Below are 17038 nucleotides of genomic sequence, written 5' to 3'. Positions count from 1 at the left end.
GATCTACGCGGCGAACTTCGAGAGCCGGCTCATCTCCTGCGTCACCAGCTCACGGTAGGGACCGTGAGCCTGCATCAGCCGGTCGGGCGCGCCGTCCTCGATGATCTTACCGGCCTTGAGCACCACCACGCGATCAAAATTGCGCAGCGTCGCCAGGCGGTGCGCGATCGCAATCACCGTGCGGCCGCGCATCAGCCGCGACAGCGCCTCGCGGATCGCCTCCTCGGATTCGCTGTCGAGCGCTGCGGTCGCCTCGTCGAGCAGCAGGATCGGCGCGTCCTTGAGGAAGGCGCGCGCAATCGCGATGCGTTGGCGCTGGCCGCCCGACATCTTCACACCGCGGTCGCCGACCATGGTGTCGAGGCCGTCGGGCAGGCTCTCGACGAAATCACAGCGCGCCGCGATCGCCGCGCGCAGCACCTCGTCATCGGTCGCGTTTGGGCGACCATAGCGGATATTCTCGCGGATGGAACGATGAAACAAGGAGATATCCTGCGGCACGACCGAGATCGCCTCGCGCAGGCTCAGCTGCGTCACCTTCGAGATGTCCTGTCCGTCGATGGTGATGCTGCCCTCGTCGGTATCATAGAAGCGCTGGAGCAGCGTGAACAGCGTCGATTTGCCGCCGCCGGACTGGCCGACCAAGCCGACGCGCTGGCCGGGCTGCAAGCGCAGGCTGAACCGCTCAAATATCTTCTCGCCGCCGGGATAGCCGAAGGTGACGTTGTTGTACGCGATCGCGGCGCCGCTCTTGACGAGAGGCTCGGCCTCGGGGTGATCGCGCAGCTCGTGCGGCACCAGCAGCGTGGCGATCGCCTCGGTCAGCCGCGCGACGTGCTGGGTGACGTCGACCAGCGCCACCGCGAGGTCGCGCGTGGCATTGAGAATGGACAGGCCGAGCGTGCACACCAGCACGACATCGCCGGTGGTCGCCTCGCCCCGCTGCCACAGTGTGATCGCCCAGGCCATTAGCGCCACCGTCAGCACGACGGTCACGCCGGCATGCGTGAGCCGCAGCTTCTCCAGATAGCGCAGGCTGCGGCCTCGCGCGGTGAGCTCCCGGTTCACCGTCGCATCGAACCGCTCATGCTCGTGGCTGATGCCGCAGAAAGCGCGCACCAGCGGCATATTGCTGATCACGTCGATCATCTCACCGTCGACCACCGCTGCCTTGTCGGCGAAATCGTCATGCAGCGGCTTGCCGGCGGCGGCCAGGTGGAACATCGCGATCACCATGCCACCGGCGATCACGATCAGGCCGAGCGCCATATAGGGACTCACGATTCCAATCAGCATGATTGCCGCAACTGTGGCAATGCAGGGCGGCAGCACGTTCCAGACGAACATGTTCTCGACCGTGAACACCGCGTTCGAGGTCGCCGTGATGCGGCTCGTCAGCATGCCGGGCATGCGATCGGAGAAATAGCTCGGCGCGTGACCGGTCAGATGACGAAATATGTCACGGCGTAAATCACCCGTGACCCGGACGAAGGTGAAGCTCGCCGTCCAGCTCGCGATCCGCCACAGGAAGTTGTCGGCGGCGATCAGCGACATGAGTAAAATGAATGCCAGCCATACGCTGCCACCATGTGATGGTCCGGCGGACAGACTGTCGACCAGGGATTTGACGCCATACTGCGTGCCCACGGAGCAGGCAACGGCTGCCACGACAGCGGTCAGGATCACCAGATGCGACGCAAGACGACGCCGGAGATAGCGCAGGACAAAAGCAAATGGCCTGCGCGCGTATCCAGAAAGCTGATCCATGTGGCTACTGACCCCGTCGTGATGATTTTCGATGTTGTTTACCGATCGAACTGAACATCGACCGCTTCGCCTCGGTTCCCGGGCCGGGCGATCACGACATGCGGATGCGGACGATCTGAGAAGATGTGATGGCAGCATCGAGACGACCCCGGACGTGTCGAATATGTAACGTTTGGAGGAAGGAACTTCGCAAGTGCGGGAACGTTCCCTTGTCTGGCATTGCCGGTGCCGTACTGGCGGGGGCTCTTCGATCATGATCGCACAAAGGAGATGGTGAGATGCGCATCGCGCAGGTTGCTCCGTTGACGGAGGCTGTTCCACCCAAGCTGTATGGCGGCACCGAGCGGGTGGTGCATTGGTTGACGGAAGAGCTGGTGGCCCTTGGACACGATGTGACGCTGTTCGCCAGCGGCGACTCGCAAACCTCGGGAAAGCTGGATGCATTGTGGCCGCGGGCACTCCGTCTCGACGGTTCCGTGCGCGATCCCAATGCGCTGCACATGGTGCTCCTGGAGCGGGTGCGGCAGAAATGTGACGATGAGGAGTTCGACTTCCTCCACTTCCATCTGGATTATTATCCGTGGTCGCTATTCCACCGGCAGCCGACGCCGTTCGTGACCACGCTGCACGGCCGGCTGGACCTGCCGGAGCATCAGCCGGTCTTCAACACCTTCACGAAGATGCCCGTCATTTCGATCTCCAATGCGCAGCGGCGCCCGGTACCGCAGGCAAGCTGGGTGACGACGATCCACCACGGCCTGCCGGAGAACCTGCTGACGCCGAAACCGGCTCGCCAAGAATATCTTGCCGTTCTCGGCCGCATCGCGCCGGAGAAAGGTGTCGACCGCGCCATCAAGATCGCGACCCATTGCGGCATCCCGCTGAAGATCGCCGCCAAGGTCGATCGCGCCGACCAGGATTACTATGACGAGCTGATCCGGCCGATGATCGAGAACAATCCGCTGGTGGAGTTCATCGGCGAGATCAGCGATCACGAGAAATCGGACTTCCTGAGCGGCGCGCTCGGCCTCTTGCTGCCGATCGACTGGCCGGAGCCGTTCGGCCTCGTGATGATCGAAGCCATGGCCTGCGGAACGCCGGTCGTCGCCTTCAACCGCGGCTCGGTGCCGGAGATCATCGACGAAGGCTTGACCGGCTTCGTGGTCGAGGACGTCATCAGCGCGGCAGGGGTGATCAAGCGCCTGCCGCAGCTCGACCGCGCCGCGATCCGCAAGCAGTTCGAGACGCGCTTCACGGCGCGGCGCATGGCATTGGACTATCTCGCCGCCTATCGCAGCCTGACCGAGGAACAAGCACCGCGGATCAAGCTGGTGAGCAGCGCGGAGTAGCGGACACAATCTCCACTGTCGTCCCGGACAAGCGCGCCTCAAGCGCGCGCAGATCCGGGACCCATAGCCACAGGATGCTGTTTGGCGAAGACTCGTAGTTGCCAGTCTCGTGCCACAACTCTTCCTGGGGTTATGGGTCCCGGCTCCTCGTGCGCAATTGCGCACTAGGCCGGGACGACACTGAGTGCGTAATATCCCCGCTCTATCACGCGTCATTGCGAGCACAGCGAAGCAATCCAGAGTCTTTCCGTGGAGGGATTCTGGATTGCTTCGCGGCGCTCGCAATGACGGAGAAATGTGCGCGGCGCCGGCGCCCTACACCACCCCTGCCCGCTTCGGCTCGACGATCTCGAACATGCGCGGGAATTCGTCCATCAGGCCCATCAGCTCGGCGAGCCGCATCGGATTGCCTGATAGCTTGATCTTGCCGGCGGCTCCCGCCTCCGGAAAGCTCGTCTGTTTCGCGATGACCTCGTCGAGCGTCGAGCGCGCCAGCATGAAGCTGGCATCGGCGCCCTCCGCCTGCACGCCCTCGGTATAGGTCAGCGCAGAATTCTCCAGATTGAGAACGAAGGTCTCGCCGGTGTCGGAAAAACGCCAGTTCAGCACGATGTGCTTGCCCTCCGCCTTCGGGCCGTTGAGGCGGATGCCGAGCACGTCCCAGAGCTGCGAGGTGCGCAATGCGGCCAGCGTCTCGCGCGGCATCGGCGGGCGCGCCGACACCTTCGGCATGCCCTGGCGCAATTCCTGGGCACCGAACAGATAGGCGTTGCGCCAGGTCGCGCTTTCGGCGGCATAACCGAGCTGCTCGAGCGTATCCGCCAGCAACGCGCGCGCCGCCTGATTGTCCGGCTCGGCGAAGACGAGATGGCCGAGCGCCTGCGCGACGAAACGAAACTCGCCCTTGTCGAAATCCGTCCGCGCCCGCGCCAGGATGGCATCCGCGCCACCCATGTACTCGACATACTTCCTGCCTGATTCAACCGGCGGCAGCGGGTCGAGATTGACCGGATTGGCGTCGTACCAGCCGAGATATTTCTGGTAGATCGCCTTCACATTATGCCGGATGTGGCCGTAATAGCCGCGGCCGTGCCAGGCGGCCTCCAGGCTCTTCGGCAACTCGATCGTCTCGGCGATCTCGGCGGCGGTGAGGCCGTGGTTCATCAGGCGGATGGTCTGGTCGTGCGCGAATTTGTAGAGGTCGCGCTGCTGCCGGATCATCGTGCCGATCCGCTCCCGCCCCCACACCGGCCAGTGATGCTGGCCGCACATCGCCTCGGCCTTGCCGTCCCAGAGCAGCAGGGCCTCGCCCAGATATTTCGACCAGGCCAGCGCGTCGCGCACATCGGCGCCGCGGAACGGCAGCAGATTGTGGAAATTGTGGGTGCAGTTCTCGGCGAGATTCAGAAGCTTGTAGCGCGGGACGAAGAAATGCATCTCCGCCGGCGCTTCGCTGTTGGGCGCCATCTGGAATTCGAACTCGACGCCGTCGATGACGCGCGTCTCGCCGGTGGCCACGATCAAATCGGTCGGGCGCAGCAGCGCAACCGAGCCTGCCGCCATCGACTTGCCGAGGCCGCAATCCACCTGCCCGCGCACGCCCTTGGCGAGGAACGGGCCGAACTGGTACTGCGCCCGGCGCAGCATCGCCGGTCCCGCGATGATGTTCTCGGAGACGGCGTGCTCCATGAACAGGTTCGGCGCGATGATCGGCACGCGGCTGGTCGCCAGCGCATCCTCCTCCAGCACGCCGCGCGCGCCGCCCCAATGGTCGGTGTGGGTGTGCGTGAAGATGACGGCCGCGACCGGGCGCTTGCCACGATGCCTGAAGTAGAGATCGAGCGCGGCGCGCGCGCCCTCGATCGAGGTCAGGGTATCCGCGACAATGACGCCGCTGTCGCCCTCGATCAGCGTCATGTTGGCGATGTCGAGCCCGCGCACCTGATAGACGCCCGGAACGACCTCGAACAGGCCGTGATGCATGTTGAGCCGCGACTGCCGCCACAGGCTCGGATTGACCGTGGGCGGCGCTTCTTGCTCGGCGAGGAAGCCGTAGGGCGCAAGGCTCCAGACCGTCCGCCCCTGCGGATGTGTGACCGTCGCGTTCTCGATCGTGCCGAGAAAGCCGCGCGCCGCGTCGTCGAAATCCCGCGTATCGGAGAACGGCAGCGCGTTCAGCATGGCCTCGTGCTGAGCGATGACGGACGACGTTGCTGCCTTCGGCTCGCTGCTGGATTCTGTCATATCTGGTCCTCCCCGGTCAGCTCCGCGAGCTCTACTAAGATAGTCATTCGCGGAGAGAACCCCTCACCCGTCTCGCCGCTCTGCGGCGAGCCACCCTCTCCCGCAAGGGGAGAGGGTGCACACCGTCGGTACGGCTTGCTCAGCTACATCCCCAGCAGCGTCGGCAGCCACAACGACAGGCCGGGCCAATAGGTCACGATCACCAGGAACGTCAGCATGGTCAACAGCCATGGCCACACCGCGACCGTGAGCTCGGTGATGCCCATCTTGGCGATACCTGAGGCGACGTAGAGGTTGAGGCCGACGGGTGGATGGCACAGCCCGACCTCCATGTTGACCGTCATCAGGATGCCGAAATGGATCGGATCGATGCCGAGCTTGACCGCGACCGGAAACAGGATCGGCGCCATGATCAGGATGATCGAGGACGGCTCCATCACGTTGCCCGCCAGCAGCAACAGCAGATTGACGACGAGCAGGAAGCCGATCCACCCCAGGCCCTGGTCGATCATCCATTGCGCCAGCGCCTGCGGCACGTTCTCGTAGGTCATCAGGAACGAGAACAGCACCGCGTTGGTGATGATGTAGAGCAGCATCGCCGAAAGGTTCGCCGACGACAGCAGTACCCGCGGCACGTCGCGCAGCTTCAGATCCTTGTAGATGAACACTGCGACGATGAAGGCGTAGACCGCGCTGACGGCCGCAGCTTCGGTCGGCGTGAACAGGCCACTGTAGATGCCGCCGATCACGATCACGATCAGCAGGATGCCCCAGATCGACTTGCGGAACGCATCGAGACGCTGGAGGAACGTGGCCTTCGGCATCCGCGGATAGTCGTTGCGCCAGGCACGATAGAACGTCGTGGCGCCGAGCAGCGTGGCGAGGACGAATCCCGGCACGATGCCGGCGATGAAGAGTTTGCCGACCGAGCTGTTGGTGGAGACGGCGTAGAGAACCATCGGGATCGACGGCGGAATGAGAATGCCGAGCGAGCCTGAGGTCGTGATCACCCCCGCCCCGAACCGCTTCGGAAACCCTTGCGCGACCATCGCAGGCAGGATCACCGAGCCGATCGCCACCACGGTCGCCGGCGACGAGCCGGAAATTGCCGCGAACAGCGCGCAAGCGACCACGCCCGACAAAGCGAGACCGCCGTACCAATGGCCGACCAGCGCGGTCGCGAACGTGATCATCCGGCGCGCCACGCCGCCATGGGTCAGGAAGTTGCCGGCAAGGATGAAGAACGGGATCGCCATGATCTCGAAATTCTCGATGCCGGTGAACAGCTTCAGCGCCACCGATTCCGTTCGCACATCGGTCAGCGTGAACATGAAGCTGAGCACGGTCAGACCCAGCGCGATCGAGATCGGCATGCCCGTCAGCATCAACGAGAGCAGAAGTGCGAACACGATGACGACGCGCAGGCCATGCGGCAGCGTGATGACGTGGCCGGCATGCGCAAAGCACAGGGCGACGATCAGGACCGGCAGCAGCATCAGGATCCAGCCGAGCGGGCTGCGCTCGTCCCGGACGACCTGGCTGGGTGTGACCGGGGCCGGATGCACCGGGTCCGCCTCGACGCCCTCGACGCCCGCCATGTCGTGATGCGGCAGCTCGCCGGTACGGTAGAACGACCAGGCGACCTGGAGGAAGCGGAAGCACATCAAGCCGGAGCCGAGCGGGATGGTGAGATACACCACCCACATCGGCGCTTCGAGGTCGTTGGACTGCTGGCCGGTCTGCCACATCTGGCTGACGAACGCGGCGCCGAAATAGCTCACGATGGCGGTGAAGAGCGCGCCGCACAACAGCCCGAAGGTGATGACGCGGCGGCGCGATCCGCCCGGAAGGATGTTGACGAGCACGTCGACGCCGACATGGATGCCGGTGCGCACGCCGTAGGCGGCGCCGAACTTCGCCATCCAGATGAACATGTAGATGCAGAGCTCTTGCGCCCAGGACAGGTCGAGCGAGGCAAGCCAGCTGAACGTCGCGCGCGCGGGGATGGCGAGGAAGGCCAGATTGCGGGCCTCCGCCCATCTGGCGATATCGATCGACAGGCCGGCGCCGTAACGGTGCAGCACCGCGACGAAGATGAGCGACGTCGCAGCCGCGATCATCGTCGCGATCAGCCATTCCTCGAGATGATCGAGCACTCGATTCAGCACACGCAGCAACTTGGTCCCCCCAGCATTGGCTCGTCCATTCAAGAGCGAAACGGCCGGGAGTGCGATCACCCCCGACCGTTGTTATTGTTCTTAATAGGGCGCGGCCGTCAGTTCATCTTGACGTCGAGTTCCTTGGCGAGGAGATCGAGCACCTCCTGCCCGACCCGTCCCTTCGCCCATTTGTAGGTCGGCTGCATCGCCTCCTGCCACACCTTGCGATCGGCGTCGGTGAGATAATGCAGATTGGTCTTGCCCGTCTTCTTGATCTCGGCCAGCGCGTCCTCGTTCTCCTGGCGCGCGATCGAGTTGGTGTAGTCGGTCGCCTCCGCCATCGCCTTGTCGAGCTGGGTGCGGACGTCGGGCGGCAGGCCCGACCAGAATTTCGCGTTGACGATGACGGCATATTGCAGATGCGCGTGATAGGATACGGTGATGTCCTTCTGCACCTCGTAGAACTTCTGCGTCAGGTAGTTGGACGCCGTGTTCTCGCAGCCGTCGACCACGCCGGTCTGCAGCGCCTGGTAGACTTCGGAGAACGCCATGATCTGCGGGATCGAACCCATGATGCGAAGATATTGGTCGGCGATCTTCGATCCGGAGATGCGGAATTTAAGCCCCTGGAAATCGGTCGGCTTCAGCAAGGGGCGGTTGGCGGAGAGCATGTGGAAGCCGTTGTCCCAATAAGCGAGCCCGGTGATGCCCTTGGCCTCGAGCTTCTGGAACAGCCATTTGCCGACCGTGCCCTTCATCGCGTTGGCGTAGGTCTGGTCATCCCTGAACAGCCAAGGCAGGTCGAGCGCCTCGAATTCCTTGACGCCGAGCGGCGCGAATTTCGCGGTCGACGGCGCGAGCATCTGCACCGAGCCGAGCTGGAGCGCCTCGATCTCCTCCTTGTCCTTGTAGAGCGTGGAGTTCGGGTAAACCTCGACCTTGACCTTGCCGTCGGTGTATTTCTCGGCGAGCTCCTTGAACTTCAGCGCGCCCTTGCCCTTCGGGGTGTCATTGGCGACGACGTGGCTGAACTTGATGACGATGGGATTCTGGGCCTGGGCGACGGCAGGGGCCAAGAGAATAGCCGCGGCGGCGACTGCAAGAAGCAGCTTGCGCATGAAGTAACCTCCCAACAACCTGTCTAAACTGGGTCTTTTTGTTTTCAGGTCAGTAGTGGCAGCAATCCGCCACCCGAACAACTAGACCTAAGCCCAATTTGCCGCAGCCAAACTAACTTGACCGCTGCCGGATGCGCAACCCGGCGCCCGCTTCAGTCCAAGGAAACGAGCGTTTATGTCGCATTGCGGCAGCGCAATCAGCCTTTGCGCTGGGCGACCATGAAGAGGCGCCGGAACGGGAACAGCGTCTGCCCCGCCGCATTCTTCGGGTAGGCCTTTGCGACCCGCATCCCATAGGCGGCTTCGAACGCAGCCTTCTCATCGCCCTGCAAGACATCGAGGTAGCGCGTCAGCCAGGTCCCCTTGGTCCACTCCTTCACGGGGTTCTTGCCTTCGAGCACCTGCAGATATTCAGTTTCCCAGATGCCGATATTCTGCGAGAGCGGCGCGAGCAGGTCGTGATAGAAGGCCGGCCCTTCGACCGGCGGCGGGGTGACGAGATGCTCAACCTTGGACCGCCAGGGACCGTTCAGCGCGGTCTCGCCGATCAGCACATGCGACGGCGCGGTAAAATTGCGCGGCATCTGCACCGCAAGCATGCCCCCACGCGTCACCTTCTCCATCACCGACGGAAACAGTGCCGCATGATTGGGCAGCCAGTGCAGTGCGGCATTGGAATAGATCAAGTCATACTGCTTCGTGGGACGCCAATGGCCGAGATCCTCATGCGACCATTCCACGTCGGGCGCAGCCTTGCGGCCGGCCGCGACCATCTCGGCCGAACCTTCGACCCCGGTCACCGTCGCATCCGGCCAGCGCTCCTTGATGAGCTTGGTGACATTGCCGGCGCCGGCGCCGAGGTCGGCGATCGCGCGTGGGTCGAAATCCGGAATCCGCATCAACAGGTCGACGGCGGGCCGGAGCCGGTGGCCGGAGAACTTCAGGTATTGCTGCGGGTCCCAGACCATCACTGATGCCTTTTCTTTTTCGTGTTTCCTTCGCCGAAGCTCTTGGTTACCACTGCTCGTCCCGGTCGGGCAATTCGCAAAGCCCACAGGACGCGGCAGGAAACGAACGCAACAGCCAAGAAGCAAACAAGAGAGCGTGTGACCATGGACCTCGGGCTCAAATCGAAAACCGCTGTCGTCACGGGCGCAAGCATCGGCATCGGCCGCGCCATCGCCAAGGGCCTTGCTGCCGAAGGCGTGCGCGTCGTTGGCGTGGCGCGGCGGACCGATCTGCTCGCCGAGCTGGTGAAAGAGGTCGGCGGCGGGCTGATAACGCCGTTCGAGCAGGATGTGATGGCGAAGGACGCGGCGGAGAGGATCGCGGCGTTTGCAATCAACGAGCTCGGCCATGTCGACATCCTCGTCAACAATGCCGGCGGCAGCCGTCCCCTCCCCGTCGATGCGCCCGACAGCAAATGGGACGAGGCGATCGCGCTGAACTTCACCAGCTACCGCCGTATCGCGCATGCGCTGCTGCCGCAGATGATCGAACGCAAATGGGGCCGCATCGTCAACATCACCGGCAAGTCCGAGCCGGAAGGCCTCAACGCCGCCTTCGCCGCGAAAGCCGCCGTGCACGCCTGGGCCAAGGGCCTGTCGCGCGAGATCGGCGCGCACGGCATCACCATCAACTGCATCCCGCCCGGCCGCATCATGAGCGAGCAGATCCGCCGCAACTACCCGCCGGATTATCGCGAGCGCTTCGCGGAGGAAGAGATTCCGGTCGGCTATTGGGGCGAGCCGGAGGATCTGGCCGCGCTCGCAGTGTTCCTGGCCTCACCGGTGGCGCGCTACATCACGGGCACGGTGATCCCGGTAGATGGGGGCTTGCGGAGGTATCAGTTCTAGAGGTGGATTCCTGAATCCGCTCGGCTGCCCTCGAACGCACGCGTTGTCCGGTTTGCCGGCAGGGCTATCGCTTATGATCTCTTGGAGCTGCCTGAGCAAGCGCCTCGTCCTTCGAGACGACCGCTTCCAGCGGTCTCCTCAGGATGAGGCTAATTGGCATCGAGGCCGTTGAAACTGCTGCCGCACACTCCGCCCTCATCCCGAGGAGCCCGCCAAAGCGGGCGTCTCGGAGGATGGGCCGCAGGGAATCCGCTTCCCATACGCGATTGCCCTGGGTTTGCCGGCCGACCTCACGGTTTGACGTAGCTCCAGCCCTGCTCCTGCAGCTCCATGACGCGGACGACACCGGATTTGACGACCGTGGCCTGTGGAATCAGGTTGATGTCCTTGTTCTCCGCCTTGCGCATGTTTTCCTGGGTGTTGCCGCAAGCCTTGAAGGAGATTTCGGGATGGCTCATCGCGAGCACCTCGATCCGCGGCTTTACCGGCGAGGTGTCATCGCGCAGCATGTGAAGACCGGGGCCAAAGGTGACCACCTCGATCGACACTGGTTCGCCGAGATCGCGGTAGTATTGCGCGACGTTGGTCGCATTGTTGAGTGTGAGGTTCATCATCGCAGGTTCGTTGGAGTTAACCTGCAGGATCAGCCGATGCGGCTTCCTGGCGCTCTCGGCTTTCGTCGCCTCAGCCATCTTCGTGTTGTTCGCAGGATCCTGCTTGATCGCCTGATTCTGCGCCGGCTTGCTCACCTGTTTCTGCCGAGCCGGATGCTTTGGGTTGCTCGCTTGGCTCTTCTCACGCGCCTGCGGGATCAACTGGTTGTCCTGCTGCGCCTGCGCGCTTGGTCCGATCAGGAGCAGCATCGCCAGGCCGCTGATGACTGCCATCGCCAATTTTGGATTGATCATCTCGTATCTCCCGTTTTCCCTGCCCATCACCTTCCTGGTCTGGCGACGGCATGTGGCCATTTGCATGCAGCCGCCATTTTCTTGCGCACATTTTCGAATCCGCTGAGCAGGAATTGTCCGTCTTGCACCGGACCAGTGCGGGTGAAAAGGCGCACAACGATGTGACCGTCGTCGGGTAGCGCGCTTAGCAACTTTACGACGTCGCCGCCGAAAGCGACGCCGGAGCCGAATGACGGCGACGCTGCCGTGAGTTGCATTGGCGTATCCGCATTGAGCCGAAAGGAGATGACGTATTCGTTGGCACTGCGTGATAGCGCCGGTCCTGCGACTATGACTTCCGTGCGGCCTTTGCGGCAGTGGATTGCGAGTTGCATCGCGGCCCCATCCGAGCCGCCAACGGACGAGGTGGTGGCGGTGACGATCGGTGAATAGTCGACCGGCGAAGTGGTCTCGCTGACCAGCCAGCTATCGTCCGACGCCCGCCGACCGGGCGGTGGGATCTTACGTGATAAGTCCTGCAGACATTCCAGCCGGGCTTGCCCCTCCATCGCCGAACAAGCCCGAAGTGTTTCCATGGGATCGCCAGTGTTTTGCGCGTAAGCGATTCCGCAGGCGACGTTCAAGGCGACGGCGAGCTGAGGAGCGGCAGTCTTCATGGCCTCGCCTGTGCACTGCGCGCCTTGCGATCCAGCCATTCCTGCGCGGCTTGGAAGCGGGTGAGCCCTGGAACGGTTGCCGCGAGATTGATCGACCGCCATTTCGGATCGAAGCCTGGAGCTTGCAGGCGGTCGATTCGCGAGAACAGGTACTCGACAAAGCGCGCCACGCGTTGGTAGCGATTGGAGCGTGGCGGCCAGTTGAAGGCAACGAGCGCCGTCGGCACCGCAATGGTCGAGACCCGCTCGCCTTGCTTGATCAGATTGGGGTACTCATTGGCGTCCAAGGTCGCGGGCAGATAATAGTCCTCGAACTTCCTGTCGTACTGCACCGGGAGGAACTTGAATCCAGCCTCCCAGCGGCCCCGTACGAAGGCGTCGACGGGTTTCGACGTGATGAACACGACGGCCGACATCTCGCCTTTGCGCATCTGCTCCAGGGCCACCTGATGCGGAATGAATGTCTTGTCGACATCGATGCCGAGACGGCTGAAGATCAGTGGTCCTGAATAGGCGGCTGCGGTGCCCAGGGTGTTGAAATTCACCTTCTTGCCGGCAAGATCCTGCAGGCTTGTGATCTCAGGCCGCACAAAAATGTGCAGCTCGGATGGGAAGAGATTGAGCAGATACGTGATGCGGCTTCGGATCTGCGGTGCCTGAGTCTGATATTCTTCGAGCGCGTCGGAATTGATGATGGCGGTATCGACGCCACGCAAATAGAGCAGCGCATTCAGATTGTCGGTGGCGCCCCGGGTCACGATCGGCAGGAGATGCAGGTCTGCTCCGTCGTCGACGACGCGAGCCATTTCTGCGGCGAGGCGGATCGGCGCACCCTCGAGCAGGCCGCCGGCGAGCCCGACCGTCCAGGCGTTCATCCGGTCCTTTTCATTCTCTTGCGGGAGGGGCCTCCGGACAAGCTGAGCATCGGCCCTGGTATTTCTCGCGGTTTGCGCTTCCAAGCAGGCCGTTTGAAGCATCATCGCGACCGGCACCAAGCAGGTGAGCAGAAGCAACGAGAGTAACTTTGGCACCTTGTTCATGTCGCTCCCTTCTGGATCATCTGTCGCAACCTTTCGTCGCGCCGAAATGCAACGAGCCCATTCTCAGCGCTGCAGCGCATCCAGCCGTTCCTTCGCTTCGCGAATACCGCCCCGGTGTGCCCTAGCGTAGAGCTCCCGCGCCTTGGCCGCTTCGCCGCGCGTTCCATAGGTACCCCAGGCGGCTAAGACCGCCGGATCATATGTCTCCGCGAGCATGAAACTTGCCTGCGCAATGTCCTTCTCGGCCGCGAGCTCGAGGACGATGCGCGCTGCACCGATATTACCCTGATCGAGCAACGCCCTGGCGCGCGGGATCAATCGGGCCTCCGCGTCGTTTTGGTTTGCGGCTGTCGGCGGCTCCGCTACGGTCACTTCCACGTTCTGCGTCGCCGGCAAGATCGGGGCTTCATTTGCTTGCTCCACCGGAAGGCGCACATCGGTGGGGGCCCATGCCGATGCACGGTCTCTTTGCTTGGCTTCGGTCGCGCTCCGCTCCTGTTGCAGCGACTGCCGCAGTTCAGCAATCTCTCGGTCTGCGGCCTGTCTCTGCTGCGAGGCCGCATTGTCCGCCTCGCGCAGTTGCAGTTTCCGGGTTTCGATCTCACGGCGCGTTTCGGCGAGTTCTCTTTCCAGCGCGGCGGCGTGCGCCTGGGCTTCTTCGAGAGCGCGGCGTTGTTGTTCGGCATTGGCCATGGCCGCCTTCGTCGCTTTGGCCTCGGCGACAAGGTCGGCGTTCTTCCGCTGCTCATCTTGCAAAGACCGCCGCAGCTCCGCAATCTCCCGCTCCGCCGCCTCCGTCTGTTCCGCGGCCGCAGCTTCCGCCATGAGCGATCCGCGAGGTATTCCGGCAAGTTCGCTCGCGAGTGCGGCGGCGCGTGCTTGCGCCTCATGGCGTTCTTGCTCAGCGCTCGCCGCTGCTGCCTGCGCGGCGTTCGCCTGCTTCACGAGGAGGCCGCTTCTTTGCCGCTCCTGCTGAAGGGACTGCTGCAGTTCTGCGATCTCTCCCGCCGCCGCATCTCTCTGCCGTGCGGCCACATCGTCCGCGTGTGCCTTACCGGCATCGATCTCGCGGCGGACTCCGGCAAGTTCGTTCGCGAGCTCGGCGCTGTGGGCTTGCTCCTGCTGAAGCGATTTCCGCAGCTCCTCACCGGCGAGTTCCGCCGTCTGCGTGCGCTGGACTGCCTCGTCGAGCTCTCTGTTCGCCTCGGCCAGCTCGTTGGCGAGCGCTTCAATGCGCGGAGCCTCTTCGTCCAGCCGCGGCTGTGGCCGCACCACGCTTGCCGGCTCCGCCTGCATCAGGGCTCCGGTCGCTTCGCGTTGGAGGAGAGCGAGCGATCCGGTCGTGATTTCCGACCGCTGAACGAGGCTGAGGGCGCTCTCGTCGCCGGTTCGCGTCATGTCCGGAAAGGGTTGCGGGCGGAATGGCTCAAACACACCGAGCAAGGAGGCCCCAACGAGGATGACGGGAACAAAAATTGCCACCGCCACAAGCCAACCGCCCGATCGTTCCTCCTCTGGATCGACATCTTCGATGACGGGACACCAATGGGTCGGCGCAGGATAGATTGGAGAGCCGTCCTGCCAGACCCATTTACCCGCCTCCGATGACCAATGGCCGACCTCAACAGCCCCGGTCGCATCTTCCACCCAGATGCCTTCTCCGTTCCTCGGTGCAGTCTCAATTGGTCGGCGCATGTATCACGCCTCTCTCGACAGCAACCCCAATGGAGCGAACGGCCCAGCCTGTTCGCATGGTTTCAGCCCTCGATCAGCACACGCCTAGATCGAAATAACCGCTTATAATCATTAAATAATTAAATATATTAACTATATAATTTTGACCCAGTGCAAAAGTCAAATTAAATCAACCGGTGCGGCGCGGCCGGCCCCAAAGCATCGGCCGAAATATGTCTGGTCCATCCTGACGGAACGCCAGGTCGACGGCCGCGCCGTGATCTGGCGCTGTTCAACGTCGCCATCAACAGATGAGGACATCCAGCGGTGCTGACCACATGGATGCGCGCTCTATCTTCCCGTTAGAGAAGAGCGCCCTCTCCTGGCGCGGTCGTGCGAATTCATAGGCTAAAGGCGAAGTAGATGTGTCGTTCGCTGGCCACATCGCAGTCGAGACAACAGGCAGGCTCGCACCTCGCGGGTGATCGCGGCGGCATCGACCGAAGACAAGTGACGATTTGCGATCAGGTTCGGCGCGCCGATGCTGCCCTGGACTACACGAGCGAGAGGTGGCGCGATGAGCTCAACGAGCTGACGTTGTCCGGATCAGTTGACGACAGCGAGCATCCGGTCAGTCGGGCACATGACGATGAGATGAGCGGATGCGCTGAACTTGCTCGCGAAGCGGACATCGCGCATTCAAGCGAACCTATGCGGGCCTTGTGACCCTCGCTGGCAGCATAGCATCCTGCCGGTGTTTTGCCCGACGTGTCAACGTCGCGGCGACGACGGGTGTCATCCCAGCGCAGTTTGAAAATCCCTTATCGATCAAGGCCATCTCTACTGTGCATGGGGTTGTTTTCGCACTTTTTGTCTGAACGCACAGCCGCGGGCGGTGCGCATACACAGCATGCAAGCATATGCCTGTGGCAGGCGGCTCGGCCGTAGTACATGCCGAAAACCCCTTTTGGCCACGCCGCCGGAGCAACGCGCCAGGCAATGACAATAACGCAATGACAATCACGTTACCTGCCGCGGTGCGCGAGCCCGATCACACCATTTCCGACGGCCTGCCGGCCGCGCAGCGGCGCTGGGCCATCGCGGCGATCTTCACCGCGCTGGCGATGGCCTCGCTCGACACCGCGATCGCCAACATCGCCCTGCCTGCGATTGCCGCCGACCTGCATGTCACACCGGAGCAATCGGTCTGGGTCGTCAACGTCTATCAGATCGCGCTGGTGGCGACGCTGCTGCCGCTGGGCGCGCTCGGCGAGATCGTCGGTCACCAGCGCATCTATCTCGGCGGCCTGATCCTGTTCACCGTCGCCTCGCTGCTCTGCGCGGTGGCGTGGTCGCTGGACAGCCTGCTCCTCGCGCGCACGCTGCAAGGCTTAGGGGCCAGCGGCATCATGAGCGTCAACACGGCGCTGGTGCGTTTCGTCTATCCGGGCCGGATGCTGGGCCGCGGCTTCGGCCACAACGCGCTGGTGGTCGCGACCGCCTTCACCTTCGGACCCTCGATCGCCTCCGCCATCCTCGCGCTCGGCCCCTGGCCGTGGCTGTTCGCCGTCAACATCCCGTTCGGCCTCGTCGCGATCGGCATCGGCTTTGCAATGCTGCCGAAGACACCGCGCGCCGATCACGGCTTTGACTTTCTCGGCGCGATCCTGGCGTCGGCCTGCCTCGGCCTATTCATCACCGGCATCGGCAGCGCCGCGCACAATTTATCGCCGGTGGTCGTGGGCATCGAGCTGATCTCGGCGCTCGCGCTCGGCTTCATCCTGACGCGCCGCCACGCCGACCATCCCGCGCCGATGCTGCCGATTGACTTGTTCAGCCGGCCGATGTTCGCGCTGTCGGCGGCGACGGCGGTGTGCTCCTTTGCCGTGCAGGGCCTCGCCTTCGTCTCGCTGCCGTTCTACTTCGAGGACGTGCTCGGGCGCTCGCAGGTCGAGACCGGCTTCTTCATGACGCCATGGCCGTTGGTGGTCGGCATCATGGCGCCGATCGCCGGACGCCTGTCCGACCGCCACGCGGTCGGCCTGCTCGGCGGCATCGGCCTCGTGCTGCTCGGCCTCGGCATGGCGCTGCTCGCGATGCTGCCGGCCAATCCCGCCATTGCCGACATCATCTGGCGGATGGTGATCTGCGGCATGGGGTTCGGCTTCTTCCAGGCGCCGAACATGAAGGCGGTGATGTCGAGCGCGCCGCCGCATCGCAGCGGCAGCGCCTCCGGCATCGTCGCCACCGCGCGCCTGACCGGCCAG

Annotated in this window: 13 protein-coding genes and 1 pseudogene; 4 read left to right on the top strand and 10 right to left on the bottom strand. The window is 63.3% G+C overall.

The features are described 5' to 3' along the window. Positions 1-3: 3 nt before the first annotated feature. The gene (locus tag CWO91_RS08665; protein WP_130213092.1) at positions 4-1767 is read right to left on the bottom strand and encodes an ABC transporter ATP-binding protein; all 1764 of its coding nucleotides are present in this window, start codon (positions 1765-1767) and stop codon (positions 4-6) included. A 278-nt stretch (positions 1768-2045) separates the two neighbouring features. Here CWO91_RS08665 and CWO91_RS08660 point away from each other — a divergent pair, with 278 nt between their 5' ends. After that, positions 2046-3116 (top strand): glycosyltransferase family 4 protein, encoded by a 1071-nt coding sequence (locus CWO91_RS08660; RefSeq protein WP_091892693.1) that lies wholly within the window; start codon positions 2046-2048, stop codon positions 3114-3116. Positions 3117-3431: 315 nt separating this feature from the next. Here CWO91_RS08660 and CWO91_RS08650 read toward each other — a convergent pair whose 3' ends face one another. The 5 genes and pseudogenes from CWO91_RS08650 to CWO91_RS08635 form a co-directional block, all read right to left on the bottom strand. Beyond that, the gene (locus CWO91_RS08650) at positions 3432-5360 is read right to left on the bottom strand and encodes an alkyl/aryl-sulfatase (protein WP_130213090.1); all 1929 of its coding nucleotides are present in this window, start codon (positions 5358-5360) and stop codon (positions 3432-3434) included. 143 nt (positions 5361-5503) lie between these two features. Continuing rightward, a complete protein-coding gene (locus CWO91_RS45215; RefSeq protein WP_245471180.1) occupies positions 5504-6784 on the bottom strand; it encodes a TRAP transporter large permease in 1281 nt (426 codons plus the stop codon). 219 nt (positions 6785-7003) lie between these two features. Then, positions 7004-7480 (bottom strand): annotated as a pseudogene (locus CWO91_RS45210) (TRAP transporter small permease); the annotation flags it as partial. 155 nt (positions 7481-7635) lie between these two features. Next, complete coding sequence (locus tag CWO91_RS08640) at positions 7636-8637, bottom strand: DctP family TRAP transporter solute-binding subunit (RefSeq protein ID WP_130213088.1); 1002 nt, start codon at positions 8635-8637, stop codon at positions 7636-7638. 197 nt (positions 8638-8834) lie between these two features. Then, the gene (locus CWO91_RS08635) at positions 8835-9605 is read right to left on the bottom strand and encodes a methyltransferase domain-containing protein (protein ID WP_130213087.1); all 771 of its coding nucleotides are present in this window, start codon (positions 9603-9605) and stop codon (positions 8835-8837) included. A gap of 144 nt (positions 9606-9749) precedes the next feature. Here CWO91_RS08635 and CWO91_RS08630 point away from each other — a divergent pair, with 144 nt between their 5' ends. Next, positions 9750-10493 (top strand): SDR family NAD(P)-dependent oxidoreductase, encoded by a 744-nt coding sequence (locus CWO91_RS08630; RefSeq protein ID WP_130213143.1) that lies wholly within the window; start codon positions 9750-9752, stop codon positions 10491-10493. Between the two features lie 290 nt (positions 10494-10783). Here CWO91_RS08630 and CWO91_RS08625 read toward each other — a convergent pair whose 3' ends face one another. The 4 genes from CWO91_RS08625 to CWO91_RS08610 form a co-directional block, all read right to left on the bottom strand. After that, positions 10784-11401, bottom strand: a complete 618-nt coding sequence (locus tag CWO91_RS08625; protein WP_245471179.1) for a hypothetical protein — start codon at positions 11399-11401, stop codon at positions 10784-10786. A gap of 26 nt (positions 11402-11427) precedes the next feature. Continuing rightward, positions 11428-12057 (bottom strand): hypothetical protein, encoded by a 630-nt coding sequence (locus CWO91_RS08620; protein ID WP_245471178.1) that lies wholly within the window; start codon positions 12055-12057, stop codon positions 11428-11430. Then, positions 12054-13037, bottom strand: a complete 984-nt coding sequence (locus CWO91_RS08615; RefSeq protein WP_433995550.1) for a TAXI family TRAP transporter solute-binding subunit — start codon at positions 13035-13037, stop codon at positions 12054-12056. Before CWO91_RS08615 ends, CWO91_RS08620 begins: the two co-directional genes overlap by 4 nt. Positions 13038-13160: 123 nt before the next feature. Then, positions 13161-14744, bottom strand: a complete 1584-nt coding sequence (locus CWO91_RS08610) for a hypothetical protein (protein WP_130213085.1) — start codon at positions 14742-14744, stop codon at positions 13161-13163. 450 nt (positions 14745-15194) lie between these two features. Between CWO91_RS08610 and CWO91_RS08605 the strand changes: the two genes are divergently transcribed. Both CWO91_RS08605 and CWO91_RS08600 read left to right on the top strand, forming a co-directional pair. Next, positions 15195-15497 carry a hypothetical protein gene (locus CWO91_RS08605; protein WP_130213084.1) on the top strand — a complete coding sequence of 101 codons (303 nt, stop codon included), beginning with the start codon at positions 15195-15197 and terminating at the stop codon, positions 15495-15497. A 287-nt stretch (positions 15498-15784) separates the two neighbouring features. Further along, positions 15785-17038, top strand: a 1254-nt coding sequence (locus tag CWO91_RS08600; RefSeq protein WP_130213083.1) for an MFS transporter, incomplete at its 3' end; no start/stop codon positions are given.

Source organism: Bradyrhizobium genosp. SA-3, from assembly GCF_004212635.1.
Classification (GTDB): Bacteria; Pseudomonadota; Alphaproteobacteria; order Rhizobiales; family Xanthobacteraceae; genus Bradyrhizobium.
The sequence above is the reverse complement of the archived record's forward strand: the minus strand, read 5'-3'. Positions and strand labels throughout refer to the sequence as shown.